This is a genomic window from uncultured Pigmentiphaga sp. (assembly GCF_937950555.1).
Taxonomy (GTDB): domain Bacteria; phylum Pseudomonadota; class Gammaproteobacteria; order Burkholderiales; family Burkholderiaceae_B; genus Pigmentiphaga.
In genome coordinates this window covers 41,861-67,998 of sequence record NZ_CALFCW010000020.1, presented here as the reverse complement: position 1 = coordinate 67,998, position 26,138 = coordinate 41,861, and the positions used below count along the sequence as shown (strand labels likewise).

At 65.0% G+C, this 26,138-nt stretch carries 24 protein-coding genes; 13 read left to right on the top strand and 11 right to left on the bottom strand.

Going from position 1 to position 26,138, the window contains the following annotated elements:
• Positions 1-102 precede the first annotated feature (102 nt).
• Both metH and Q0319_RS04460 read left to right on the top strand, forming a co-directional pair.
• The gene (metH, locus tag Q0319_RS04465; RefSeq protein WP_299451229.1) at positions 103-3,873 is read left to right on the top strand and encodes a methionine synthase; all 3,771 of its coding nucleotides are present in this window, start codon (positions 103-105) and stop codon (positions 3,871-3,873) included.
• A 123-nt stretch (positions 3,874-3,996) separates the two neighbouring features.
• Positions 3,997-4,308, top strand: a complete 312-nt coding sequence (locus Q0319_RS04460; protein ID WP_296468507.1) for a YciI family protein — start codon at positions 3,997-3,999, stop codon at positions 4,306-4,308.
• 95 nt (positions 4,309-4,403) lie between these two features.
• Here Q0319_RS04460 and nhaA read toward each other — a convergent pair whose 3' ends face one another.
• The 3 genes from nhaA to Q0319_RS04445 form a co-directional block, all read right to left on the bottom strand.
• Positions 4,404-5,756 carry a Na+/H+ antiporter NhaA gene (nhaA, locus tag Q0319_RS04455; protein ID WP_299451226.1) on the bottom strand — a complete coding sequence of 451 codons (1,353 nt, stop codon included), beginning with the start codon at positions 5,754-5,756 and terminating at the stop codon, positions 4,404-4,406.
• Positions 5,757-5,880: 124 nt separating this feature from the next.
• Positions 5,881-6,198 carry a YnfA family protein gene (locus tag Q0319_RS04450; protein WP_296468501.1) on the bottom strand — a complete coding sequence of 106 codons (318 nt, stop codon included), beginning with the start codon at positions 6,196-6,198 and terminating at the stop codon, positions 5,881-5,883.
• A 49-nt stretch (positions 6,199-6,247) separates the two neighbouring features.
• On the bottom strand, positions 6,248-7,177 hold the full coding sequence (locus tag Q0319_RS04445) for a LysR substrate-binding domain-containing protein (RefSeq protein WP_296468500.1): 930 nt from the start codon (positions 7,175-7,177) through the stop codon (positions 6,248-6,250).
• Positions 7,178-7,304: 127 nt separating this feature from the next.
• Here Q0319_RS04445 and Q0319_RS04440 point away from each other — a divergent pair, with 127 nt between their 5' ends.
• The gene (locus tag Q0319_RS04440) at positions 7,305-7,937 is read left to right on the top strand and encodes a flavodoxin family protein (protein WP_296468498.1); all 633 of its coding nucleotides are present in this window, start codon (positions 7,305-7,307) and stop codon (positions 7,935-7,937) included.
• 152 nt (positions 7,938-8,089) lie between these two features.
• Here Q0319_RS04440 and Q0319_RS04435 read toward each other — a convergent pair whose 3' ends face one another.
• On the bottom strand, positions 8,090-8,560 hold the full coding sequence (locus tag Q0319_RS04435) for an Hsp20 family protein (protein WP_296468496.1): 471 nt from the start codon (positions 8,558-8,560) through the stop codon (positions 8,090-8,092).
• 383 nt (positions 8,561-8,943) lie between these two features.
• On the opposite strand from Q0319_RS04435, the gene Q0319_RS04430 reads away from it, so the two are divergent.
• Together Q0319_RS04430 and leuA are read left to right on the top strand one after the other, a co-directional pair.
• Positions 8,944-9,066 (top strand): hypothetical protein, encoded by a 123-nt coding sequence (locus Q0319_RS04430; protein ID WP_296467669.1) that lies wholly within the window; start codon positions 8,944-8,946, stop codon positions 9,064-9,066.
• An 88-nt stretch (positions 9,067-9,154) separates the two neighbouring features.
• Entirely contained in the window at positions 9,155-10,855 is a 1,701-nt protein-coding gene (leuA, locus tag Q0319_RS04425; protein ID WP_299451223.1) for a 2-isopropylmalate synthase, read from the top strand.
• Positions 10,856-10,892: 37 nt separating this feature from the next.
• Here leuA and Q0319_RS04420 read toward each other — a convergent pair whose 3' ends face one another.
• On the bottom strand, positions 10,893-11,477 hold the full coding sequence (locus tag Q0319_RS04420; RefSeq protein WP_296467665.1) for a DUF924 family protein: 585 nt from the start codon (positions 11,475-11,477) through the stop codon (positions 10,893-10,895).
• Between the two features lie 11 nt (positions 11,478-11,488).
• A complete protein-coding gene (locus Q0319_RS04415) occupies positions 11,489-11,812 on the bottom strand; it encodes a DUF1840 domain-containing protein (protein ID WP_296467664.1) in 324 nt (107 codons plus the stop codon).
• A 218-nt stretch (positions 11,813-12,030) separates the two neighbouring features.
• On the opposite strand from Q0319_RS04415, the gene argS reads away from it, so the two are divergent.
• From argS to Q0319_RS04400, 3 genes are all read left to right on the top strand, one after another.
• Positions 12,031-13,716: an arginine--tRNA ligase gene (argS, locus tag Q0319_RS04410; RefSeq protein ID WP_296467662.1), complete on the top strand. Its 1,686-nt coding sequence runs from the start codon at positions 12,031-12,033 to the stop codon at positions 13,714-13,716.
• Between the two features lie 6 nt (positions 13,717-13,722).
• The gene (locus tag Q0319_RS04405; RefSeq protein ID WP_296467660.1) at positions 13,723-14,385 is read left to right on the top strand and encodes an SPOR domain-containing protein; all 663 of its coding nucleotides are present in this window, start codon (positions 13,723-13,725) and stop codon (positions 14,383-14,385) included.
• Between the two features lie 91 nt (positions 14,386-14,476).
• The gene (locus tag Q0319_RS04400; RefSeq protein ID WP_296467658.1) at positions 14,477-15,127 is read left to right on the top strand and encodes a thiol:disulfide interchange protein DsbA/DsbL; all 651 of its coding nucleotides are present in this window, start codon (positions 14,477-14,479) and stop codon (positions 15,125-15,127) included.
• Between the two features lie 102 nt (positions 15,128-15,229).
• On the opposite strand, the gene Q0319_RS04395 is transcribed toward Q0319_RS04400, so the two are convergent.
• Positions 15,230-16,669: an FAD-binding oxidoreductase gene (locus Q0319_RS04395; protein WP_296467656.1), complete on the bottom strand. Its 1,440-nt coding sequence runs from the start codon at positions 16,667-16,669 to the stop codon at positions 15,230-15,232.
• Positions 16,670-16,898: 229 nt separating this feature from the next.
• Between Q0319_RS04395 and Q0319_RS04390 the strand changes: the two genes are divergently transcribed.
• Entirely contained in the window at positions 16,899-17,651 is a 753-nt protein-coding gene (locus tag Q0319_RS04390) for an SDR family oxidoreductase (protein WP_299451217.1), read from the top strand.
• Positions 17,652-17,676: 25 nt separating this feature from the next.
• Positions 17,677-19,353, top strand: a complete 1,677-nt coding sequence (locus Q0319_RS04385; RefSeq protein ID WP_299451216.1) for a SulP family inorganic anion transporter — start codon at positions 17,677-17,679, stop codon at positions 19,351-19,353.
• Positions 19,354-19,366: 13 nt separating this feature from the next.
• Here Q0319_RS04385 and Q0319_RS04380 read toward each other — a convergent pair whose 3' ends face one another.
• From Q0319_RS04380 to Q0319_RS04365, 4 genes are all read right to left on the bottom strand, one after another.
• Positions 19,367-20,626, bottom strand: coding sequence for a muropeptide transporter (locus Q0319_RS04380; RefSeq protein WP_296467651.1), 1,260 nt, complete (start codon positions 20,624-20,626; stop codon positions 19,367-19,369).
• Positions 20,623-20,952, bottom strand: coding sequence for a hypothetical protein (locus Q0319_RS04375; protein WP_296467649.1), 330 nt, complete (start codon positions 20,950-20,952; stop codon positions 20,623-20,625). Before Q0319_RS04375 ends, Q0319_RS04380 begins: the two co-directional genes overlap by 4 nt.
• A gap of 21 nt (positions 20,953-20,973) precedes the next feature.
• A complete protein-coding gene (locus Q0319_RS04370) occupies positions 20,974-21,648 on the bottom strand; it encodes an orotate phosphoribosyltransferase (protein ID WP_299451214.1) in 675 nt (224 codons plus the stop codon).
• Between the two features lie 84 nt (positions 21,649-21,732).
• A complete protein-coding gene (locus tag Q0319_RS04365) occupies positions 21,733-22,617 on the bottom strand; it encodes a helix-turn-helix transcriptional regulator (RefSeq protein ID WP_296467671.1) in 885 nt (294 codons plus the stop codon).
• Between the two features lie 318 nt (positions 22,618-22,935).
• Between Q0319_RS04365 and Q0319_RS04360 the strand changes: the two genes are divergently transcribed.
• From Q0319_RS04360 to Q0319_RS04350, 3 genes are all read left to right on the top strand, one after another.
• Positions 22,936-24,183, top strand: a complete 1,248-nt coding sequence (locus tag Q0319_RS04360) for an MFS transporter (protein ID WP_299451213.1) — start codon at positions 22,936-22,938, stop codon at positions 24,181-24,183.
• A gap of 181 nt (positions 24,184-24,364) precedes the next feature.
• A complete protein-coding gene (locus tag Q0319_RS04355; protein ID WP_296469900.1) occupies positions 24,365-25,201 on the top strand; it encodes a dihydroorotate dehydrogenase electron transfer subunit in 837 nt (278 codons plus the stop codon).
• Positions 25,201-26,136, top strand: a complete 936-nt coding sequence (locus Q0319_RS04350) for a dihydroorotate dehydrogenase (RefSeq protein ID WP_296469903.1) — start codon at positions 25,201-25,203, stop codon at positions 26,134-26,136. The genes Q0319_RS04355 and Q0319_RS04350 overlap by 1 nt, the downstream gene beginning before the upstream one ends.
• The last annotated feature ends 2 nt before the right edge of the window (positions 26,137-26,138 follow it).

The window sequence follows — 26,138 nt, the reverse complement described above, 5'->3', positions numbered from 1 at the left end:
TGCTAAAATCCCAGATTCGCCTACACCCGGCGCGCCTGTGCGGCTGAGAACCTGCGCCGCCCGCGCGGGTTTTCTCCCGGCTGACTTCCGAGGCCGCTGCACATGCCGTTTCCGACCCTGCCCTATCCTCCCTCTTCCTATACCCGCGGCGCCGAGTTCGCGCGGCTGTTGACCGAGCGCATCCTGGTCCTGGACGGCGCGATGGGAACGATGATCCAGCGCCATAAGCTGGATGAGGCGGCCTTCCGCGGGGAGCGCTTCGCCGGCCACGGCAAAGACCTGAAGGGCGACAATGAGCTCCTGTGCCTGACCCGCCCGGACGTCGTCCTGGAGATTCACCGCGCCTATCTGGCGGCAGGCGCAGATGTGATCGAGACCAATACCTTCGGCGCGACCTCCATCGCCCAGGCTGACTACGATTTGTCCGGCCTCGCCTACGAGCTCAACGTGGCGGCGGCCAAGCTGGCGCGCCAGGCTTGCGACGAGTTCAGCACGCCCGAGCGGCCGCGTTTCGTGGCGGGCGCGCTGGGCCCCCAGCCGAAGACGGCGTCGATTTCGCCCGACGTCAATGATCCGGCGGCGCGCAACGTGACCTTCGACGAACTGCGGGCCGCCTATGCCGAGCAGCTGAACGGCTTGCTGGATGGCGGCATCGACCTCGTCCTGATCGAAACCATTTTCGATACCTTGAACGCGAAGGCGGCCATTTTCGCCGTCGAAGAGGTGTTCGAGGCCCGCGGCGAGCGCTTGCCGGTCATGATTTCCGGCACGGTCACGGACGCCTCGGGGCGCATTTTGTCGGGCCAGACGGTCGAGGCCTTCTGGAATTCGGTGCGCCATGCTCGTCCCATCACCATCGGGTTGAACTGCGCGCTGGGCGCGGCGCTGATGCGGCCGTACATCGCCGAGCTATCCAAGATCTGCGATACCTTTGTCTGCGTTTATCCGAACGCAGGCCTGCCGAATCCCCTCAGCGAGACCGGCTTCGACGAGACGCCGGAAGACACGTCGCGCCTCCTGGAAGAATTTGCCCGGGCAGGTTTCGTCAACGTTGTGGGCGGCTGCTGCGGTACGACGCCGGACCATATCCGCGCCATTGCGGAAAAGGTGGCGAACCTGCCGGTGCGCCAGCCGCCGGCGGTCGAGGTCAAGTTGCGGCTTTCTGGGCTCGAGCCGCTGAACATCGACGATGACTCGCTGTTCGTCAACGTGGGAGAGCGCACCAATGTGACGGGCAGCAAGATGTTCGCGCGCCTGATCCGCGAGGAGAAGTTCGATGAGGCGCTGGCCGTGGCGCGCCAGCAGGTCGAGAACGGCGCCCAGATCATCGACGTCAACATGGACGAGGCCATGCTGGATTCTGAAGCCAGCATGAGGCGCTTCCTGAACCTGATTGCCTCCGAGCCCGACATTTCGCGCGTGCCGGTCATGATCGATAGCTCGAAGTGGAGCGTAATCGAGGCGGGCCTGAAATGCGTACAGGGCAAGGCCATCGTTAATTCGATCTCCATGAAGGAGGGCGTCGAGCCTTTCCTGCGCCAGGCGCGGCTGTGCCGGCGCTACGGCGCGGCGGTGGTGGTCATGGCCTTCGACGAGCAGGGGCAGGCCGACACGCTGCAGCGCCGGATCGACATTTGCAGTCGCGCCTATAAGCTGCTGGTGGAGGAAGTGGGCTTCCCGCCGGAAGACATCATCTTCGACCCGAACGTTTTTGCCATCGCCACCGGCATCGACGAGCACAATCACTATGCCGTCGATTTCATCGAGAGCACGCGCTGGATCCGCGAGAACCTCCCATACGCCAAGGTCTCCGGCGGCATTTCCAACGTCAGCTTCTCGTTCCGGGGCAACGAACCCATGCGCGAGGCCATCCACACGGTCTTCCTGTACCACGCCATTCGCGCCGGGCTGACCATGGGCATCGTGAATGCCGGCCAACTGGGCGTGTATGCCGACCTGGATCCCGAACTGCGGGACCTCGTGGAAGATGTGGTGTTGGACCGCCGCGAACCGCTCGGCCGCAAGGACCCGAACGATGATCGCACGCCGACCGAACGGCTCGTGCAATTCGCCGAGACGATCAAGGGCTCCAGCACCAAGAAGGAAGAGGACCTCGCCTGGCGCAGCCTACCCTATGCCGAGCGGCTCACGCACGCCCTGGTACATGGCATCAGCACCTACATCGTCGAAGATACCGAGGAGGCGCGGCAGGCCGTGGCCGCGCGCGGCGGTCGTCCCATCGAGGTGATCGAGGGGCCGCTGATGGACGGCATGAACGTCGTCGGCGACCTGTTCGGTTCGGGGAAGATGTTCCTCCCGCAGGTGGTGAAATCGGCCCGGGTGATGAAACAAGCCGTGGCCCACCTGATCCCCTTCATCGAGGAAGAGAAGCGCCAGATCCAGGCGGCAGGCGGCGACGTGCGCTCCAAGGGCAAGATCGTCATCGCCACCGTCAAGGGCGACGTGCACGACATCGGCAAGAACATCGTGAGCGTCGTGCTCCAGTGCAATAACTTCGAGGTCGTCAACATGGGCGTCATGGTGCCGGCCGCGGAGATCCTGGCCAAGGCCAAGGAAGAGAAAGCCGACATCATCGGGCTCTCGGGACTGATCACGCCCAGCCTCGAGGAGATGGCCTATGTCGCCGCCGAAATGCAGCGTGACGAGTATTTCCGCGAGCGCAAGGTGCCGCTGTTGATCGGCGGCGCCACGACGAGCCGGGTGCATACGGCGGTAAAAATCGCGCCGCACTACGAGGGGCCGGTTATTTACGTGACCGACGCCAGCCGCTCGGTGGGCGTGGCGCAGAGCCTGGTCTCGGACCAGGCTGCGCAGTACGTGGCCGACATCAAGGCGGAATACGAGCGCGTGCGCGAACAGTACGCCAACCGCAAGGCGACGCCGCTGATTTCCCTGGCCGAGGCGCGCGCCAACAAGCCGGCCATCGCGTGGGAAGGCTACCAGCCGCCGCGCCCCAAGTTCATCGGCCGCCGGGCCTTCAAGAACTTCGACCTGGCTGAGATTGCGCGCTACATCGACTGGCAGCCGTTCTTCCAGACCTGGGATTTGCATGGCTCATTCCCCGCCATCCTGGACGACGCCGTCGTGGGCGACTCGGCCCGCAGGGTTTATGCGGATGGCCAGGCCTTGCTCAAGCGCGTGATCGAAAACCGTTGGCTGACCGCCAACGGGGTCGTGGCCTTTTACCCGGCCAACACCGTCAATGATGACGACATCGAGATTTACGCCGATGAGTCGCGCGAGCAGGTGCTCTTTACCTGGCGCAACCTGCGCCAGCAGACCGCCAAGCGCGAAGGCGTGGACAATAAATGCCTTGCGGATTTCATCGCGCCCAAGTCCAGCGGCATCGCCGACTACATCGGCATGTTTGCCGTCACTAGCGGCCTGGGCATCGAGAAGTGGGAAGCCGAGTTCCAGAAGCAACACGACGACTACTCGAGCATCATGCTCAAGGCCATCGCAGACCGCCTGGCCGAAGCTTTCGCCGAAGCCCTGCACGAGCGGGTCCGCAAGGATCTCTGGGGTTACGCGCCGGACGAAAACCTGAGCAACGAACAACTCATCAAGGAATCCTATCGAGGCATCCGGCCCGCGCCTGGCTATCCCGCATGTCCGGAGCACACCGTCAAACGCGATATGTTCCGTGTCATGGCCTGCGAGGAAATCGGGATGCAGCTGACCGAGAGCCTCGCCATGTATCCCGCCGCCGCGGTATCGGGCTTTTACTTCAGCCATCCTGCTTCCCAGTACTTCAACGTGGGCAAGATCGGCGAAGACCAGCTGGCCGACTACGCGGCGCGCAGCGGCCGCAGCGAAGATGAGTTGCGGCGGGCGCTGATGTCGAGTTTGTGAGCCGTGCGGGCGGGCCGCGCTTGACGGATGTGGGCGTGGCCTCGAAGATGGCGAGCGCTTCGCCGGCTTTGCGACGAGGCCTCGCTGGAAGCCCAAGCCACATCACCCCCAAGGAGGACTGCCGTGTTGTTCGTTTTCCATCTGCTCGATAAGAAGACCCCCGATACGCCTGCCCTGAGGGCGCGCCTTCGGCCAGAACATAAACAGTACCTGGCGGGCGTCGGCGACCGGATCGCGTTTGCCGGCCCCTTGCTCGGCGGAGGCGGGCCTGAGGACTTCGTCGGCAGCCTGCTCGTGATCGACTTCGATAGCGAGGCAGACGCGCTGGCCTGGCTGGAGAACGAGCCGTTCACCCGCGCCGGCGTCTATGGTGAACGCAGCATTCATGCGTTCGTGAATACGTGGCCGCAGCGAGCCGGGTTCGTGGCGGGATGAGGGGCGGGCCGGCCGTACCGCTTGGCCGGTGAGCATGCAAGCGTTGCGCTGGCGGACCTTGCATCCGCGGTGCATGCCTCCAGCGAAGCCTCGGCTCAGCGGGGCAAGCCGGCATCCCTGCGTTGCCGCCGGGCGTAAAGCACGCCCCAGCCCAGTCCCAACAGCGCCGCGAGGCACGACCCCGCCAGCACCCCGAGTTTCGCGGCGCCGAGTAGCGCGTCATCGGCGAAGGCCAGCATGGCGATGAAGATTGACATCGTGAAACCTATTCCGGTCAGCAGCCCCACCAGCACAATGCCGGCTCCCGTCACGCCCGGGGGAAGCGCGCACCACCCGAGGCGCACCATGGCCCAGCTTACGGTGACGACTCCCACGGGCTTGCCTATCACGAGCGCAAGTACGACGCCGGCCAGGACCCACTGTGTGCCCCCGGCGGCCAGGTCTATGCCATCCAGGGTGACGCCGGCATTCGCCAGCGCGAAGAGCGGCATCACGCAGTATGCCACCCACGGATGAAGCGCAGCTTGCACCCGTACGATGGGCGGCAGCAGTTCGCGCTGGGCAAGGCGCAGCTCGCGCAGCGGGCCTGCGAGCAGTTGCGAGCCGGCCTCGGCGTGGCGCCCGGTCAGTTGGTTGGCGATGCGCGAAACGACCTCCAGCGGGCGCTCCCGCATCCGCATCGGGACGACCGGCGTCAAAAGGCCAAGAACGACGCCGGCCAGTGTGGGATGGGCACCCGTCATGAGGATGCCGGTCCAGACGATGGCGCCCGGCAAGACATATGCGAACGCCGAGCCGATGCCCATGCGTTGTAAGGCGAGCACCAGCACGAGCCCGGCGCCCGCCAAGGCGAACCCGCCGTAATCGAGTCCGCCCGAATAGAACAGCGCGATGATGAGTACCGCAATGATGTCGTCGATGACGGCAAGGGCCAGCAGGAAGATGCGTAGGTTGCCCGGTATGGAACGGCCTAGGAGGGCGAGGACGCCGACGGCGAACGCGATGTCCGTTGCGGTCGGCACGGCCCAGCCGTTCTGTCGCACCGGATCCGCATTCAGCGCCAAATAGATCAACGCGGGCACCATGACGCCGCCGAGGGCTGCGGCGATAGGCAGGCTGGCCTGGCGCAGGTTGCTCAGCGCGCCTTCATGCATCTCACGTCGAATCTCCATCCCGACGACCAGGAAGAACACGGTCATCAGCCCATCGTTGATCCAGAAGTGGAGAGGCTGGGAAATGGTGAACGATCCCAACCCGATGGAGATAGGCGTGTGCCAGAAGTGATGGTAGCCGGCGGCCAGCGGGGAGTTGGCCCAGGTCAATGCCACGGCGGCGGCGATCAGGAGCACGATGCCGCTGACGGCTTCGACGTGGAGAAATCGGTTCAGCGTGGCAAGGGCGCGTTCAGTGATGAGCTGGGCGCGTGGCAGGTCGGGGCTTGGGGGCATGTGGTCGATCCATGCGAACAGGAATTGTCGCGCGGCGGCCCGACCTGCGCGTGAATCCTGTCGTGCAAGGAAGAGCACGACACCCAGCGGGGATTCTACCTGAAGGGAAGCGCGTGGCACGAATTCATCGCGGCTGGAACATGATGATGCCCATGCCAGCCAGGGCGACGAGCGCGCCGGCGATGTCCCACGACGTCGGCCTGACGCCGTCCACCGCCCACAGCCAGAGCAGCGCGGCGCCAATGTAGACGCCGCCATAGGCGGCATACGTGCGCCCTGCGGCAGTCGGATGCAGGCTCAGCAGCCATGCAAACAGGGTGAGGCCGGCCGCCGCAGGGAGCAGGAGCCAGGCCGAGCGCCCTTGGCGCAGCCAGAGATATGGCAAGTAGCAGCCGACGATTTCGGCGATCGCGGTGACCACAAAGAGAAAAAATGTGCGCATGGGGCGGATTGTGTCATGGCCGCGGCGTGAGCGGCTCCTCCGCATGCATTCAGCGCGGCCGCCGGCCGGTGCTTTGCTTGCGCGGCTGTCCGGCACTCGCCGTGAACTCCCGCTTGAGCCAGTCGAGCAAGGCGCGCGCCGGCGGGTGGCGTTCGCGCCCCGGGGCGCACAAGGCTGCGTAGCGCGCGCCCGGTACCGTTACGTGAGGGAGGAAAGGGAAGAGCAAGCCTTGGGCGACGGCGTCCGAGGCCATGACCGAGCTCGCCAGCACCAGCCCCTGCCCCGCGATGGCGGCTTGCAATGCATAGTGCTCTTCCTGGTAGCGCCGGATCGAGGGTCGGCCTCGCATCCACGGCAAGCCGGCCGCGTCGCACCAACGCCTCCAGCCCTGCTCGTAGAGCGTGGAGTCGCGCCAGTGCACGGAGATCAGCGTAGGTTTTTCCGGGATGCCTCCTCCAACCAGGCTGCGTGCGCCGTAGACGCCGAAGGCTTCGTCCAGGATCGCGCCGGTGACCAATTCAGGATAGTCGCGCGTTCCGTAGCGGATGGCGATGTCCACGTTGGCGTCTTCCAGGAGATCGACGACACGGGCGGTCGTGTCGATGCGGACTTCGTAGTCCGGATATTGCTGATAGAAGCGCCCGAGCCTCGGCACCAGCCATAGGGCGGCGAACGAATGGGTGGTCGTTACCGTGACCGCACCGCTGCTTGGCCGCGGCTTCAAGGCATCGATGGCCTGGCTGACGTTCAGCAAGGCGCCGTGCACGGCATGGAAAAGCCGCGTGCCCTCCGCCGCAAGCGCAACGCCGCCTGCGCGGCGTTCGAAAAGGGGCAGCCCCAGGTGACGTTCCAGCGCGCGGATTTGGTGAGACACGGCGGTAGGCGTGACGTGAAGCTCCTCGGCTGCACGCTTGAAGCTGCGCAACCTGGCGGCTGCTTCAAAGGTGCGGAGCGCGTTCAGCGGTAATCCGGCGAACATGGTTGCAGCGATGAGGGTGAATTCATTTCATCTTATTTGAAAGAAGCTCACTCGCCAACGGACGGAATGCTCCGTAAATTTTCGGGAACTGGCCAAACGGACAATTCTTGACCAAGGGAGCAATGAAATGAACTCATCTCATGACATCTTGATACTCGTGGGCAGCCCGCGGCGGGACGGCAATAGCGCCCTGCTCGCCCGGGCCGTCGAAGAAGGGGCGCGCGAGGCGGGCGCATCGGCCCGCCTGCGTTTCCTGGATGACTATCTGGGCGGGTTCCTCGGCGATCGTACGAGCCATTCGGTGCCGCCCCAAGACCGGTATGCCGAGCTTTTCCTCGAGGAGTTCCTGCCCGCGGCGGGCGTGGTGTTCTGCACGCCCATCTATTGGTACGGCATGTCGGCGCAGACCAAGGCCTTCTTCGATCGTTCGTTCACCTATTACTCAGACACCTATCCCCACCATGCCGACGTGCTCGCGCGCATGCAGGGAAAGCGTTTTGGGCTGACGCTTGCTTCGGAGGAAAGCTACCCCGGCGTGGGGCTCGGCATTGTGCAGCAATTGCAGGAGTTTGCCCGGTACACCCATTCGGCCTTCGTCGGCTACGTGCATGGTTCGGGTAACCGTCGAGGCGAGGTCGCCCGCGATCCGCGCGATCCGGTGGCGGCGGCCAGGCGGCTGGGCGCGCATTTGCTGCAATGGCCGTACACCGACTATCGGATCGATACGCCGCGCGGTCCCCAGGTCTGGGCAAGTCCATGAGGGCGGGCTTGGCCTCGTCGCACCGCGGCGGGCAAGAACGAAAACGGCCTCCCTTGGCCGGTCGATGCCGGCGTGGGAAGCCGTTGCGCCAGAGTGCCTGGCCGCAGCGAAGGCCGGCCCTCGCGGGCCGGCGCACTTACGCCGCGGTACGCTCAGGCGGCGTTAGCCAGGACGGCCTGTTGCTGGGGCTGCGCACCCGCGCTGCTGATGGCGATGCGCTTGGGCCGCGCTTCTTCCGGTACGTTGCGCACCAAGTCGATGTGCAGCAGGCCGTTCTCGAGATGGGCGCCGCGTACTTCGATGTGGTCGGCCAGGCGGAACGACAGCTTGAACGCGCGCTGCGCGATGCCTTGGTGCAGATAAGTGACCTTCTCGTCGTTCTTTTCGCGCCGGCCGCCCGTCACGGTCAGCACGTCGCGGTCCACCTGGACGTCCAGGTCGCTTTCGCGCAGGCCGGCAGCCGCGATCACGATGCGGTAGTCGTCATCGCCGTGTTTCTCGACGTTGTACGGCGGATAAGAGCTGCCCGAGTCATTGCGCAGGGCGAACTCGAACAAATCGTTGAAGCGGTCGAAACCGACGGAATGGCGGAACAAAGGCGCCAGAGAGAATGTAGCGTTCATATTGGAACCTCCTGATTATCAGCAAGTTTCACTCGAGGGACCCGACTACGGCATCCCCTGAACCCAATCTCGGGACGGCTTCTGGTTTTTCAAGACCCCTATTCTGCACATGACCTGCCGCGGGCGGCCGGGACGGCTCATGGCTGCCTGGACCCCGGCGGGCCTCGCGGGCACACCTGACTTTGTGCCGCACATGACGAGGAGTTCCCGCTGGCGTCCCGGGGGGCAGCCGCGCAGGTGCCGGCCCCGCTTGCGCCTTGCCGCTGCGCCCTGGGCTCCTGTCGAAAAGCCACGCTTTGGCCGGGCGGGCTTGCCAGCCGCGCGGAATTGTGTTTGACTAAAGGTTCAATTCAGCACGAACCCTTCCCTGCACGATCGCAACCATGGCCGCTACCGCCATCCGTCCCACCGCCATCCAGCGCCAAGCCGCGCTGGGTGCCGGCGTGCGCGCGATCGTCGCCCTCATTGCTTCCTCGCTACTACTACCGATCGGTTGCCGGGCCTAGAGCCCCGTGGCAGCTCGGCAGCCATAACTCGGCCACACCTACGGTTCATCCGTTCCTTTTCCCGAGTTCGCAGTAGCAGGAGCAATCCATGATGTTGAAGAATCCCGAGGCGAAATACCGCCCGTTCCCCGCTTACGACTTTGCCGAGCGTACCTGGCCCAACCGTCGCATGACCAAGGCGCCGATCTGGATGAGCACCGACCTGCGCGACGGCAACCAGGCCTTGATCGAGCCCATGAACGGCGAACGCAAGACCCGCCTGTTTGAGAAGCTCGTGGAGATCGGCTTCAAGGAGATCGAGGTGGGATTTCCCTCGGCGTCGCAGACGGACTTCGACTTCATCCGGGGGCTGATCGACCAGAACCGCGTGCCGGAGGACGTCACGATCGAAGTGCTGACCCAGGCGCGCGAAGACCTCATTCGCCGCACGATCGAGTCGGTCGAGGGCGGCCGGCGCGTCATCGTGCACATGTACAACGCCATCGCGCCCGCTTTCCGCCGAATCGTGTTCGGCATGTCGCGCGAAGAGGTCAAGCAGATTGCGTTGGCGGGCACCCGCCTCATCAAGGAGCTCACCGACGCGCGGCCCGAGACCGAGTGGGTCTACCAGTATTCGCCCGAGGTGTTCAGCTCGGCGGAACTCGACTTCGCCAAGGAAGTCTGCGACGCGGTGGTCGAGGCGTGGGGCGCGACGCCCAATCGCAAGATCATCCTGAACCTGCCCGCCACGGTCGAATGCGCGATGCCCAACGTCTACGCCGACCAGATCGAGTGGATGCACCGCAACCTCGCCAACCGCGACAGCATCATCCTCAGCGTGCATCCGCACAATGACCGCGGCACCGCGGTGGCTGCGGCCGAGATGGCTGTGCTGGCGGGCGCCGAGCGCATCGAGGGCTGCCTGTTCGGCCACGGCGAGCGCACGGGCAACGTGGACCTCGTGACGCTGGCCATGAACCTGTACAGCCAGGGCATCTCGCCGGGGCTGGACTTTTCCGACATCGACGACGTGCGTCGCTGCGTCGAATACTGCACCCAGCTGCCAGTGCATCCGCGCCATCCGTACGTGGGCGACCTCGTGTTCACCGCGTTTTCCGGATCGCACCAAGATGCAATCAAGAAGGGCTTCGCGCAGCGCAAGCCGGGCGATATCTGGGAGGTACCGTACCTGCCCATCGACCCGGCCGACGTCGGGCGCAGCTATGACGCGGTGATCCGCGTCAACAGCCAGTCGGGCAAGGGTGGCGTTTCTTATCTCTTGCAGCAGGAGTACGGCCTGGATCTGCCGCGGCGCCTGCAGATCGAGTTCAGCCGCGCCATCCAGCGCGTGACCGACGAGACCGGCCGCGAGGTCACGGCCTCCGACGTCTACGCGATCTTCAGCCGCGAATACCTCGACCGGCACGATCCCTACCGTTTCGTGCGGCACCGCATGGCCAGCATCGATGAAGGCGTGCGGGTGGAGGTCGACGTCCTCGTCGACGGCCAGCCCCGGACGCTGGTCGGTTCCGGCAACGGGCCCATCGACGCATTCGTCCAGGCGCTCGGCATGCCGATGCGGCTGATGGATTACCACGAGCACTCCATCGGCGTGGGCGCCGACGCCTCGGCCGCTTGCTATGTGGAGGTGCGCATCGGCGATGCGCCGACAGGCTTCGGCGTAGGGGTAGACAGCGACATCGTCACTGCATCCTTCAAGGCGGTGTTGAGCGCCGTCAACCGCCATCTCCAGGCCAGCGGCCGGTCCGCGCAGATGGCCGGAGCGAAGTTGGCGGAAGTCAGCGTGTGATCGAAGGGGGCGGGCCCGCCCTGCCCCCGGCGTCCGGTCAGAACCCCGACCCAGGTTGTTTCAAGAACTCCGATTCCTGGGGCGTGTTCGCCCGTCCGAGTATGGCGTTGCGGTGGGGGAAGCGCCCGAAGCGTTCCACGATGTCCCGATGGCGGATGGCGAACTCCAGTGAGTTTTGGGAAGCGGGGTGCTCTTGTGCCAGCGTGGCGTAGAGGGCCACGCAGCGCTCCTGGATGGTGAGGTTTTCGCTGTGCATCAGCGGGAGATAGACGAACTCCCGCTGTACGGGCGGCAGCTGCAGGTATTTGCCGGAATCGATCAACTCGAGGGCGTCGCGCAAGGCTTCTGGGTCTCCGGCAAAGGCCCGCGGCGTGCCGCGCCAAATGTTGCGGGTGAACTGGTCCAGCAGCACGATGCGCGCCAGGGCGCCCCCCAGCTCGCGTTTCCACTCGCGCAGCCCGCCTGCCACGGCCTGTTCGACCCTGGGCTGGAAGCGGGCGCGTATTTCCTCGTCGAACTCAGGGTTCTTCTGGAACCAGACATGGCGCGGTTTCAGGTAGCCCGGATCGTCCGGCGGCAGGAACCAAAAATCGAGCACGTCTTGCCATGGCGGGCGGGTCATTGCGGCGCTCCTCAGGCTTCCCAGGTGACGTTGACGTTCTTGGCCTGCGCTTTTCGGAGCATGTCCAGGAGCGGAAATGCGCGCTGGCGCAGGCCAACATAGCGCGCAGCCTTTTCCTTTTCTTCGGGGTCGCTCTCGTCGAAGCGGGGTTCGCGTTCGCCGCCTATCGCGGCCTCGATGCGGCGAATGGCGTCGGGCAGTTGTTCAGGGGTGAAGACGCCCCGGGTGCCGGCGGCGATTTCCGGGAGCTTGCCGGCCAGCTCGAGCAACGGTTTGGCATGCTCGCCGAGCATGATGATTTCCCCGGCGGCTTTGGATCTGAAGGTGACGATCATGGCTCTCCGTGCTCCGTGTGATGTGGTTCGCCACATTATGGCGGAAGCCTCGGCCGGCTAAGCTACGACACGTATCAGGGGGAAGGCGTGCTGAAAAGATGGTTTTGGATAACCCATCCGGTGCCTGCCCGCCTCGCCATGCCGCGTTTTTCCTAGGCAAGGCCGCCGGCTGTTAACATTCCGCTCTTGGCCTTTTATTTACCGCACTATTCCCAGCCATGCTCCCCGAGCAACAGGAACAACTTCTCGGCCTTTTGGGCGCCGCCGTCAAGGCCGTGGCCCCTGAGGCGACGCCCACCTTGCTGCTGGAGCGTCCCAAGGTGGCGTCCCACGGCGATGCCGCCACCAACGTGGCGATGCAGATCGCCAAGCCCTTGAAACGCAATCCGCGCGAACTCGCGCAAGCCATCGTCGACGCCCTCCTGGCGCAGCCGGGGGCCGCCGCGCTCCTGGAGAGCGCCGAGGTTGCCGGTCCGGGCTTCATCAACCTGCGCTTCGCGCCGGCGGCCAAGCAGGCCGTGATCGACGCCATCCGCGTGCGCGGCGCCGATTTCGGCCGCGCGCCGTCCAACGGGCGCAAGGTGATGGTCGAGTTCGTGTCGGCGAATCCCACCGGGCCCCTGCACGTGGGGCATGCCCGCCAGGCGGCGCTGGGTGACGCCATCTGCCGTTTGTTCGCTGCCAGCGGCTGGGAGGTCACGCGCGAGTTCTACTATAACGACGCGGGCAACCAGATCCACAATCTGGCCATCAGCGTGCAGGCGCGCGCCCGCGGACTGGGGCCCGACCACCCGGATTTTCCTGCCGACGGCTATCGCGGCGAGTACATCTCCGACATTGCGGCCGATTACCTGGCCCGCAAGACCGTCAAGGCGGCCGACGCAGAGCCCGTGACGGCTTCGGGCGATCCCGACAATCTCGAAGACATCCGCAAGTTCGCCGTCGCTTACCTGCGCCGGGAACAGGATCTGGACCTGCAGGCGTTCGACCTGAAGTTCGACAACTACTACCTCGAGAGCTCCCTCTATACCTCGGGGCGCGTCGAGCAGACGGTGCAGCGCCTGATCGCCAGCGGCCACACCTATGAGCAAGACGGCGCGCTTTGGCTGCGCACGACCGCGCTTGGCGAAGGCGACGACAAGGACCGCGTGATGCGCAAGTCCGACGGCACGTATACCTATTTCGTGCCGGACGTCGCCTATCACGTGACCAAGTGGGAGCGTGGCTACACCAAGGCCATCAACATCCAGGGCTCGGACCATCACGGCACGGTGGCGCGCGTGCGCTCCGGCCTGCAGGCGCTCAATGTGGGCATCCCCAAGGGGTATCCCGACTATGTGCTGCACAAGATGGTCAAGGTCATGCGCGGCGGCGAGGAAGTCAAAATCTCCAAGCGCGCCGGCAGCTACGTCACCATGCGGGATCTCATCGACTGGGTGGGCCGCGATGCGGTGCGCTACTTCCTGATACAGCGGCGCGCCGATACCGAGTTCGTGTTCGACATCGACTTGGCGCTCAAGCAGACGGACGAGAATCCCGTGTACTACATCCAGTACGCGCATGCCCGCATTTGCTCGGTGCTCGGGCAATGGGGGGGCGATGAGGCGGCGCTGGCGCGCGCCAATACGTCGCTGCTTACCGCCGAACGCGAGTTGCTGCTGCTGCAACGGCTGGCCGAGTTTCCCTCCATGGTCCAGGCGGCGGCGAACGACCTGGCGCCGCATCATGTCGCTTTCTGGCTGAAGGACTGCGCCGCGGACTTCCACGCCTACTACAATGCCGAACGCGTGCTGGTGGACGATGCCGAATTGAAGCTGGCGCGCTTGGCGTTGCTCGCCGCGACGCGTCAGGTCCTGGCCAACGGATTGGCGTTGTTGGGCGTGTCTGCTCCGCAACGGATGTAACGATTCATGGTGTCCACAGCAAAGCCGGCTTCTTCCAGGAAAGGTAAACAGCAGCGGGCCCGCCCGGGCGCGGCGGCCCAGCGTCCGGCGCAACGGGGCGGCACGATGTTCGGCCTGATGGCCGGACTGCTGGTCGGCCTGTTGGTGGCCGTGCTCGTGGCCTTTTACATCACCAAGGCGCCGGTGCCTTTCGTGAGCCGCGGCGTGCGGCCGGTCGCACCGACTCCGGCGCCGGATCCCGCCAACGCGCCCGACCCCAATCGCAGCCTCTACGGCAGGGATGGCCCGGCCGGCGCTCCGTCCGGCTCTGGCCCCTCGACGGCGCATCCGAGCCCGGCCCCGGTGCCCCCGGCCACGCGCGACCCGCTGGGCGACTTCCTGGCCAGCCAAGGGGTGAACCGCAACGAAAGCGCGCCGCCGGCCTCCGCGGCCGGAGGAAGCGGGACGTATTACTTGCAGGTCGGAGCATTTCGCGTCATCGAGGATGCCGAGGCGCTCAAGGCCAAGCTGGCGTTCCTGGGCTTTCAGGCGCGACTGGAAGCCGCCGATGTTGCCGCGGGCACCGTCCATCGCGTACGCGTCGGCCCGTTTACCCGGCTCGACGACATGAACCGCACGCGCGCGCGATTGGCCGAGAACGGCATCGAAGCGGCCGTGGTGAAGAAATGAGCCGTCGGAACTTCGCCGAGCTTCCCGCGGTCGGAGATTTCATCGCGTCCGGCGCGCAGACGGCGCCGGGCCTCGTTACCAGAGGAATCCTATGATCGGTCGCTTCCACGTTCGTCGCACGTTCAACCGTCTCGCCCTGGCCGCCGGCCTCCTCGCCGTCCTGCCGGGCATGGCCTTGGCCCAGCAGCCGCGCGAAGGCGCGGACTACATCCGCCTGCAGCAGCCTCAACCCACCGATGCGCCGGGCAAGATCGAGGTGACCGAGTTTTTCTGGTATAGCTGCCCGCACTGCAATGCGCTGGAGCCCAGCCTCGACGCATGGATCAAGAAACTGCCGCCCGACGTGGTGGTGCGTCGCGTACCTGTGCGTTTCAATGCCGGCATGGAACCGCAGCAGCGCCTTTATTACACGCTGGAAGCCCTGGGCAAGGTCGAGCCGTTCCACCGCCTCGTGTTCACGGCGATCCACGAGCAGCGCCAGCCCCTGAACACGGCCAACCGCATTTTCGATTGGGCCGAGAAGGCCGGCCTGGACCGCAAGCAGTTCATGGACGCCTATAACTCGTTCGGCGTCCAGTCCAAGGTCCAGCGTGCCACGCGGCTCGCCGAGGCCTACAAGATCGACGGCGTACCCACCCTGGCCATCAACGGCCGCTACATCACCTCGCCGTCCTTGACGGGCAGCAATGTGGCTGCGCTGCAGGTTGCCGATTTCCTGATCGGGAAAGAACGGGCGAAATAAGCGCCGCGCCCGGCGCACGGGCGGCGCCGGGCCGTTGGCTCTGCGCGGCGGCCCGGCATGCGCATCCAAGCCGGCGTGGGGCCGCCCGGGGTCAGCCGCCGGTCAGTCCGAGGCGGCCGGCCCGAAGTTCACCTGCCCCAGCACGCCCCTGGGGTCGAGCGTCTCCTGCAAGCGGCCAGCCAGCGCCTGCGCTTCCGGCGACACGTAGCGGTGATAGAACCGCTCGTTGTATGGGCCGACGCCGTGTTCGGCGCTGAAACTTCCGCCGAACCGGCGCACGACGAGGTCGTAGATGGCCGTGCGCAGGCGCTCCACGGTGTCTGAGTCGTAGGCCGGCGTCGCCTCGTGGGGCCAGACGATGTTGAAGTGCGTGCCGCCGTCGGCCCAGTGGCCGAAGTCGAACAGGCGTAGCCAGGGAAACTCGCTCGCCAGCATCTCCCTCGCCGTTTTCTGGAAGTCGATCATGGACGAGCGGGGCACGGCGATGTCGAACGCGATCAGCTTGCCCTGGTGGCGGATGGATTCGCTGATGGAGTGGCGGATTTTCCAGAGGTCCGGCCCGCCGTCGAGCACCGCGTTAGCCACGAGGACGTCGAATTGGCGCTCCAGGAAATCGTTCAGGGCCGATTGCAGGTCCACACCCAGCACTTCGCGCGAGGAGGTGGCCGCGAGCTCAACCAACAGGCAGTAATCGGGGATGGGCTCCGGCGCGAACGGATTGGTCACGCCGGGCACGTGGTCGATGACCGATTGCACGGTTGAGCGCGACATGCCCTCGTAGGCCGTCAGGAAGTCCCCGAACTCGCTTTCCAGGGCGATCAGCAGCTCCAGCACCGCCTCCTGGCTGGTGGGCACGATCAGCGCGGTGGCGGTTTGCCGCGGCAGCGGGTGGACTTGTACCACCGCACGCGTGATCACGCCGCCCACGCCGCCGACACCCACGAACAACTGCTTCAGGTCGTAGCCGGTATTGTTCTTGCGCAGGCCGCTCATCAGGTCGAGCACCTGTCCAGGTGGATCGGCCAGGACCACTTCGATGCCCAGCAGGTTGTGGCGCACGTCGCCATAGCGGACGAGGCGGGATCCGCCTGTGTTGGTGGCGATCATGCCGCCCAAGGACGGGTTGGCGCCCAGGTCGATGGGAAAGCACAAGCCTTGTTCGGCCAGTTTTTCGTTCAGTTCCTGCAGCGTGACGCCCGCGCCGACCGTTGCCGTGCGATTGGCGCGGTCCACCACGATTTCGCCGCGCAGTCGTTCGAGACTCAACAACACTTGGCGGCCGCTCTCGTTGGGCGTACTGGCCGCGACGAGGCCGGTATTGGCGCCTTGTGCGATCAGCGGCGTGCCCGTCTGCGCGCAATGACGGACGACCGCGGCGACTTCGGCGGTCGATGCCGGTCGCACGACGACCGCCGCCTTGCCGTTACCGTAGCGGGCGCCGGTCTCGTAGCGGGCCTTGTCGGCAGGATCGACGTAGACGTTGGCTTCGCCCACCAGGGCGGCGAGCGCGCCGTGTAATTCGGAGATGGAAGAAGATGTCATGGCAGTCTCGTTGATGCGCCGCGCCTAGCCGAGCCGGCGCGGATCGCCTGGCCAAGATACTATCCTACGTTTCCGGAGCGATGGGCAGTCGGACGCCCTTCACCCGCCGGCAAGGATGTTCCAGGACACGATACCATCGCGCGGCGGCGGGACGGGAGCGTTGCCCGGCCCCATCGGCCGGCCGGGGCTTGCTGCCTCGAACAGAGGCTGCGCTTGAGTGGATAAAGCAATGAGAGTCTTCATCACAGGTGCCAGTAGCGGAATCGGCCGGGCATTGGCCAGCCGCTATGCGGCGCGGGGCGCCGTTCTCGGCTTGGTCGCACGCCGGGAGCAGGCCTTGCGCGATCTCGCCGCGTCGCTCCCCGGCGACCATCACTGCTATCCGCTCGATGTCCGCGACCGGAATGCGCTGCACGCCGCCGCACGCGATTTCCTGTCGGGCGGCCCCGTGGACCTGGTGATCGCCAATGCCGGCATCAGCACGGGCACCCTGACGGAGGAACTGGAAGACTTCGATGCCTTCCGCGCCGTACTGGACACCAATCTCGTCGCGATGGTCGCCACTTTCGAACCGTTCATCGCCGCCATGAAACAGGCTGGCAAGGGGCAACTGGCCGGCATCGCGAGCGTGGCCGGCATACGCGGTCTGCCGGGCGCGGGCGCGTACAGCGCATCCAAGGCGGCCGTCATTGCCTATTGCGAGAGCCTGCGCAACGAACTGTCGCCGTACGGGATCCGGGTCTCGACGATTGCGCCGGGCTATATTCGTACTGCCATGACTGCCCGCAACCCTTACCCCATGCCGTTCCTGATGGATGTGGACACTTTCGCGGAGAAGGCTGCGGACGCGCTGGACCGCGGGGTACGCTACACCGTCATTCCGTGGCAGATGGGCATCGTTGCCAAGCTGCTGCGCCTGCTTCCGGACGCCGTATACGACCATTTCGCCGTACGCGCTCCCCGCAAACCCCGACACCGTTGATCGCCGCTTCCACAAGGCCTGCTGCATGCCCGCTTTGCTCCGCCGCTATTTTCCGTTCTTGAACTGGCCGCGCCCGACAGCTGCCGAACTTGCCGCCGATGCGCGGGCCGGGTTCACGCTTGGCCTGATCTTGGTACCCCAGGCGGTGGCGTATGCGATGCTGGCGGGCATGCCACCCATCACCGGCCTATATGCCGCCTTGGTGCCGCCCGTGATCAGCGTGCTGTGGGGCTCGTGCCAGTTGCTTGGTGCCGGGCCGGTCGCCCTCACCAGCATGCTGGTGGCCGGTTCGCTGGCGGGCTTGGCCGCTGCGGAGTCCGCCCGTTGGGTGGAACTGGCGATATGGCTGTCCTTGATGGCCGGCGCGATCCAGATCTTGATCGGCGCGACCCGCTTGGGGATGGTCGTGAATTTCCTGCCGGGAGCGGTAGTGGGCGCGTTCACGCAGGCTGCGGCAGTGCTGATCATCCTTTCGCAATTGCCGGCCATGCTGGGGCTGAGCTGGAGCGCGGCGCGCACCGCCATGGCGCATGGCGATGCGGCCGGCGTACTCGCGAGCATCGACTGGCCAGCGTTTGCTTTCGGCGTGGGAACTTTGGTTTTCCTGGTAGCGTTGAAGAAGCACAGCAAGCGCTTGCCCATCGTCCTGGCTGCGGCGCTGGCAACGGGCGTGATCAGCTGGGCGATCGGTTACGGTGCGCGGGGCGGTGCAGTCGTCGGCGCCTTGCCGGCGGGCTTGCCGCAGTTCACAGTGCCCAAGCTGCTGGATTGGGAAGACTACCGGAGCTTGCTCCCGGCGGCGGCGGTGATCGCCTTGGTGAGTTTCGTGGAGGCGCTTTCCAGCGCCAAGACAATTTCGCGCAGCACCCGCAAGCGCTGGGATGAAAACCAGGAGTTCATCGGGCAGGGGCTGGCCAAGCTGGCGAGCGGCCTGAGCGGCGCGTTTCCCGTGAGCGCTTCGTTCTCGCGGTCCGCGCTCAACCTGTTCGTCGGCGCCCGAACCGGATGGTCGGCGCTTTTCGCGTTCGCCTGCGTGTTGGCCAGCCTGCTGTTCCTGACACCCGCCATCGCGCATCTGCCGCGCGCGTTCCTGGCGGCCGTCATCATCGTGCCGGTAACGAACCTGATTGCGCCCGGTTTCTTCGTCAGGCTGTGGCGTACGTCTAGGCCGGAGGCATGCATCGCCGCGGCCACTGCAGCGGCAACCTTGGTCGCGGCACCGCAACTGCAGTGGGGCGTGCTCGCCGGCTTCATCCTGTCACTGGGCTATTTCCTCTACCAGCGCTCGCATCCTCGCATCATCGAGGTGAGCGTGCATGCCGACGGTACGTTGCGGGACCGCCAGCGCTTCGGCTTGCCGCCCTTGGCCGAGGACTTGCTGGCCGTCCGGATGGATGCGGCCTTGAGCTTCGTCACTGCCAACCAATTGGAACACTTCATCATCGAGCGCTGCCGCGCGGAGCCCGACATCCGGCGCGTGCTGATTTATGCCGGCCCCATCAATAGCATCGACGTCACCGGCGTCGATACGCTGACCTACATCATCGGGACCTTGCGCGACCAGGGAGTGAGCGTCTATTTGGCGGGGATCAAGAAGCAGGTCGAAGACGTGCTCGAGACCGCCGGCGTGATCCGGTTGCTGCCCGCCGAGCACGTGTTCCGGACCGAGCGGGAGGCGATAGAGCACCTGCGGGCCGCCTGAGCGCCCTGGCTGCTCAGGCTTGGTCCAAGGCCCGGATTTCGGCGCGACGCCACCAGAGCAGGGCGATGCCGGGAAGTGCAATGAGGACGGTGATCAGGAAAAAGGTCGGCCATCCATAGGCTTGCACCATGGGAGGCGCGAGCGGCCCGGCCAGGTAGGTGCGCCCCACCGCCGAGAGCGCCGACAACAGCGCGAACTGGGTCGCCGAGAAGCGTTGGTCGCATAGCCCCATCAACAGCGCGACGAACGCAGCCGTTCCCATCCCGCCGCACAGGTTCTCGATGCCGACCGCGGCGGCCATCAGCACGATGTTCTTGGAGCTGACCGCGATGAGCCAGAACCCCAGGTTCGAGACGGCCTGCAGCAGTCCGAACAGCATCAGCGAGCGGAAGAGCCCCAGCTTGGCCAGCAACGAACCGCCTGCCAGTGCGCCGATGATGGTGGCGCCCAGGCCCAGCACCTTGTTGATGGTGCCGACCTCGGTCGCGGAGAATCCCGCGCCCCGTATGAGGAAGGCGGTGGATAAGCTACCCGCGAAGGCATCCCCCAGCTTGTACAGCACGATGAGCACCAGCAGCATGATTGCGCCCGGCCGGCGGAAGAATTCCAGCAGCGGCCCGGATACGGCTTCGGCCAGCGTGCGCGGTGCGGCGGCGGGGGCTTCGGGTTCGGGCGCCCAGAGCGTGGCGAGGATGGCGGCGCCCATTAGCACGCCCATCAGCATGTAGGTGTTGCCCCAGCCTAGCCAGCTGTCGGCGATGACCAGCGCCAAACCACCCGAAACCAGCATGGCGAGGCGATAGCCCAGCACCGACACGGCAGCGCCTGCGCCGCGTTCTTCCTTGCGCAGCACGTCGGTGCGATAAGCATCGAACGCGATGTCCTGCGATGCCGAGCAGAAGGCCACGAAAACGGCGAGCAGCGCCAGCGGAAGCAGCGCCGAGCCCGGCGAGAGCAGCCCCATCGCCATGATGGAGAGCGCGAGCAGCAGTTGCGTGGCGGCCATCCAGCCCCGGCGCCGCCCCAGCACGGGCAGCGTGTAGCGGTCCATCAACGGTGCCCACAGGAACTTGAGCGTATAGGCGGAGCCAACCAGCGTCAGGAACCCGATGGCCTGCAGCGACACGCCGTCCACCGTCGCCCAGGCCTGGAGGGTCCCGGTGGTGAGCGCAAGCGGCAGCCCGCTCGCAAAGCCGAGCGCGAGCAGCGGTGCGACACGCCGGTTCGTGTAGAGCGATGAAGCGGCGCCGGCCGCTTGCGGCCGTGCGCTCAAAATATTTTTCCGCTTCGGCCGTAGTCGAGCACGATCCAGTTCATCGCGGCGACCAGGGCCTCGGCCGTTCCGGTCTTGAATGCTTCATCCAAGCGGTTCATGTAGGAAAGCAATTGCGTCTTGGCGGTTTCGGCGAAAGCCGGCTCGATGGGCTGGTCTTCGTAGAGCAGGACGTAAGAGCGGGCGAAGCCATAGATCAGGAAATACGCGGCGGCGTGTTCCGAATCGCTGGTGATCAGCGCGAGTGAGCCTTCCTTGACTTTAAGGAAACTGTCGGTGCCGGGAGCCTGGGCGGCAAATCGTTGGATGAGTTCGGTGAAGTTCATAACGCGAAATAACGGTGAAAGTCAGGGAAGGCGGGCGATGCCGCCGTGAGCCTTGGACCACTCGGAAGTGTGGAGGAGGAAATCCTGTACCTTTTCGACATCGTCCGCAGACAAGACCGTGCTTGTCCTGGCTTCGGCGAGGACGTCCTGCCAAGTGGCCAGCGCATGCATCGCAACGCCGAGTTCTTCCATGGTACGCCGGCTTTCGGCAAACGTATCGTAATAGAAGATACTCAGTACGTGTTCCAGCACGAGCCCGGAGTCGCGCACGGCTTTGCAGAAATTGAGCTTGCTCTGGCCGTCCGTGGTCAGGTCGTCGACCAGCAGCACGCGCGCCCCTGGTTCCACCGCTCCTTCGATTTGCGCGTTGCGGCCGAAGCCGAGCGGTTTCTTGCGCACGACCAGCAGTGGCAGCGACAGCCGGTCGGCGAGCCACGCAGCATAGGGCACGCCTGCCGTCTCGGCGCCCGCGATGGCGTCCACGTGCTGCACGCCGATGCGGTGCCGCACGACCGACAGCGCTGCGTCGACCAACACGTTCCGGCCGCTCACCGACGAAATTAGCCGGCGCACGTCTACGTAGACGGGACTTGCCCAGCCCGACCGCAAGACGAAGGGCTTGCCCGTGGTCACGTGAACGGCTCCCGACTCGAGCAATAGCCGCGCTACCGTGGGGCCGATAGAGGTTTCTTCCATTTCTTGTGAATCCTAGTTACCTGCATGTTGCCCCGGTCGCGCGCTGCGAGTCTTTCGGAAAGGCGACGCCAAGCGAGCGGGAAGTCATACCACTTTCAACATGCTACTGAGAAGTTCCGCTGCCTGCTCGCCCTTGTAGGCGCGCTGCCAGAGGTTTTCCACCATTTTCGTATAAAGCTGGACCGCTTCCGGCGCCGACGTGACCTGGGCGATGCCCGTGGCGACATTGGGTAGTTCGCCAAAGCGGAACGGGCTGATGGCCACGAACGACGCATTCGGACGCTCGAATACTTGGAACGTTGCGTTCGGCATGCTGTCGTCCACGATGCCTATCTGCATGTCCATCGGGTGTTCGCGCAGCAGGCCGATGATGCGTTCGACCTCGCGCCGGGCCGCCAGCGATCTTTCCATGCGCACCGCCGGTGGCAGATCGATGCGGCCAACCAGCCCGAAGTGAACGAAGCGTTCGATCTCGCGCAAGCCGATCAGGCTGATGATGGGCGGTCGGCGGCGGGCGAATGCGCGCTTGCGCTCCTCGAGGATTTTCATCAACGCCAGCATCCGCTCCGGATCCAGGTCCGGATGCGCCTCCTGCAGCATCTTTTCCAGATAATGCCCGTATTCGTCGGACGTCAGCAGGAAGGAGATCGGCTCGAAGTGCGCCATGATGCGCGTGGCGTCGGTCTCGAGCTGGCGCATCCGCTCGATGTAGGCCACCGGCGAAGTGTAGTACTCAGTGCCGACGCCGAGCAGCGATGCGAGCGTGGTATCCAAGATATGGGCGAGACGCTCGAGCGTCTCGATCTTCACGATCTCGCCTTTTTCCATCCGGTACACCGCGGCGCGTGAAACGCCGAGCTGGGCGGCGACGTCCTCGGCTCGCAAGGAGGCCCCCATCCGATAGGCGCGCAGCCTCTCCCCGATGGCATGGAAATCGACGGCACGTAGTTTGGAGGGTTTTGCGTTCATTAATCTAAAAAATGAGAATGCTCGAATTCCCGTCCCAGACGAAATTTGAACCGAAATGGAGAGTTTCTGCTCAAAATCGGCATTATTTGGTGCGGTTCGCACCGATTTTGTGCGTGCGGCCGGGCCCCCAGTGGTTTACTTATCAGCTTAGTGAAATTCTCCTTGAAAGGTAAGGAAAATTATCTTAGTCTAAAAAAAAATACTGGCGCTCCTCCCAAAGCGTCCGTGCTTCGCCCTTCCCAGGTCACGAACGTGGTGTCGGTGCGAAGAAGGCTCGGCCATTTTTCCATCGACATTCTTTTCTCCCGGAGCAGGGAAATGACACAAAAGTATGTCGCCGGCGCCGGAGACGTTCCGGTAGCCAAGGCGAATGAGGGCGACGACTATGCCCGCAAGGCGGTCATCGCCTCGACGGTCGGGTACGCACTCGACGGTTTCGATCTCTTGATCTTGGGGTTCATCCTCGCAGCGATTTCGGCCGATCTCGGGCTGTCGAGCACGCAGGCCGGATCCCTGGTGACCTGGACGCTGGTGGGCGCCGTCGTCGGCGGCATCGTGTTCGGTTGGCTGAGCGACAAGTTCGGGCGCGTGCGCGTGCTGAACTGGACCATTCTTCTGTTTGCGGTGTTTACCGGGCTGTGTGCGCTCGCGCAAGGCTACTGGGACTTGCTCGCCTATCGGACCATCGCCGGCTTGGGCCTGGGTGGCGAGTTCGGCATCGGCATGGCGCTGGCCGCCGAAGCGTGCCGTCCGGAGCAACGCGCACGCATGAGTTCGTACGTCGGGTTAGGTTGGCAGGCCGGCGTGCTGGTCGCGGCACTGGTGACCCCCGTGTTGCTGCCCATCGTGGGGTGGCGCGGCATGTTCGCAATCGGCGTGCTGCCCGCGGTCGTGGCTTTCGTCATCCGCCACTTCATCGGCGAGCCCAAGATCTTCGTCGAAAGCCAGAAGACCGCGGTGAAGGAAAACTCCTTCAAGTTGCTGGTCGCGGATGGCAAGACGACGCGTGCGAGCCTGGGGGTAGTGATCCTGACCTCCGTCCAGAACTTCGGCTACTACGGCGTGATGATCTGGATGCCGTCGTACCTGAGCAACCAGTTCGGCTACTCCCTGACCAAATCGGCCGGGTGGACCGCCATCACGATTCTCGGCATGGCGTTCGGCATTTGGCTGTTCGGACAGCTGGCTGACCGCGTCGGCCGCCGCCCCATCTTCCTGCTCTACCAGGTTGGTGCCGTGGCGTCGGTGCTCGTTTATTCCCAATTGACGTCGCAATACGCATTGCTCATTGGCGGCGCAATCATGGGGATGTTCGTGAACGGCATGCTGGGCGGGTATGGCGCATTGATCTCGGAGCTCTATCCGACCAAGGCCCGGGCGACGGCACAGAACGTGCTCTTCAACATCGGGCGCGCGGTCGGCGGCTTTGGGCCGCTCGCGGTCGGCGCGGTGGCGGCCAAGTATTCGTTCAGCTCGGCCATCGCACTGCTGGCGTCGATCTACGTCCTGGACATCATCGCCACGTTGTTCTTGATCCCGGAACGCAAGGGCGCCGCGCTCGAATAGCCGGTCGACTCTTGGACCCGGCGAGCGAGCGTCCGGGCGGGGAAAGGGCAAATTTTCGCCTTTTCGCCGCCCGCGCAGTTTTCACATGGCGATGAGCACGGATCGGCGCAAACCGTACCCATCGCCTGGGACGAACGAAGTATCGAGCGCCGGGATTTTCCGCGCAGCAAAGGAATCGGGTATGAACGTTGTAATGTCCGCGCCACGGGCTGGCAGCTGTATCGAACAATCCTCGCCGGACACTTGCGGCAGGGTCATTAGCAATGAATGGGTCAACCCAGACTACAAGCACTTGGTGCTGGATGCCGGATGGCCCGCCGCTGGCGCAAAGGCAGGCCAGTTCTTCCACCTGCTGTGTCCTTCCACGGACCAGGATGCGCCTTTCTTTCGCCGCCCCATGAGCACCTACCGGGCCGATCCGGCCACGGGAAGGGTGGAGTTCCTCTACAAAGTCACCGGCGCCGGCACGCGTGGGCTGGCGACGCTCGCACCGGGGGACAAGCTTCCCATGCTGGGCCCGCTGGGCGTGGGCTTCACGCTGCCGCCCCAGGTTCGCCACATCGTCGTGCTCGGGCGCGGCGTCGGACTCGCGACGCTGGCGCCGCTGGCCGAGCTTGCGTCCACCGCCGGCGTGGGCGTGACCGCCATCCTCAGTGCACGCAACTCGGCCAGCTTGATGTCCCAGGACCGGTTTGCAGCCATTGGCGCCACGCTCATCGAAGTCACCGACGCGGCCGGCACGAGTTCGGTCGAGAATGTCGAGCGCCTGTTGCGCGAGTTGCATGCCGCCGGCCGCGCCGATGCTTTCTATACCTGCGGCTCCGCGCGATTGACCGCGCTGATGCGGCGGCTGGGCAAGGAGTTGGCTGTGCCTGGCGAAGTCGCGATGGAACAGCAGATGGCTTGCGGCCTTGGCATGTGCTATTGCTGCGTGCGTGCTTTCCGCGTGGATGACCAGCTGGTCAGCAAGCGCGTCTGCTGGGACGGTCCCGTATTTCCCCTTGCGGAGGTGGTGTGATGATCGACCTGTCCGTAGACGTAGGGGGATTGCGCCTGTCCAATCCCGTGATGCCCGCATCGGGCACGTTCGCCGACGGCCTGGCCCATACCATCGACCTCAACCGGCTGGGGGCGTTCGTCACCAAGACCATCACGCGCGAGAAGCGCACTGGGAACCCCGTGCCGCGCGTGGCGGAGGTGCATGGGGGCATGCTCAATGCCATCGGCATTCCGAGCAAAGGTTCCGACTATTTCATCAGCGAAAGCATCCCGTTCTACCGGCGCTTTTCCCCGCCGCTGGTGGTGAGCATCTCGGCGCCCTCGAGCGAGGGGTTTGCCCGCTTGGCGGCCGAGTTGTCGGCGGTGGAGGGCGTTGCCGCCATCGAGGCCAACATTTCGTGCCCCAACATCGAGGAAGACGGCAAGGCGTTCGCCATGCACGCCCGGTCCACGGCGGCAGTGGTCAAGGCCTTGCGCGCGTCCACCTCGCTGCCTTTGTGGGTGAAGCTGACCCCCAACACGGGAGAGATCGCCAACGTGGCGCATGCGGCCCAGGAAGAAGGCGCCGATGCCCTCGTCGTCGCCAATACCATCCTCGGCATGGCGATCGACATCGAGACGCGCCGCCCGAAGCTCGGCAATGTCATGGGGGGCTTGTCTGGCCCTGCGGTCAAGCCCATCGTCGTACGCATGGTCTATCAGTGCCATCGCGCCGTGTCTATTCCCATCGTCGGTTGCGGGGGCGTCTCGACCGCCGACGATGCCATCGAGTACATGCTTGCCGGCGCGAGCGCAGTGCAGGTCGGGACCGCGACCTTCGTGCATCCCACGGCGATGGTCGAGATCATTGACGGCCTCGTCCAATACTGCCGCCGCAACGGCTTGCCCAACCTGCAAGGTCTCGTGGGAGCCGTGGAAGACAGCGGATTCGAGCCCTTCGAGGCCATGGCTTGAGG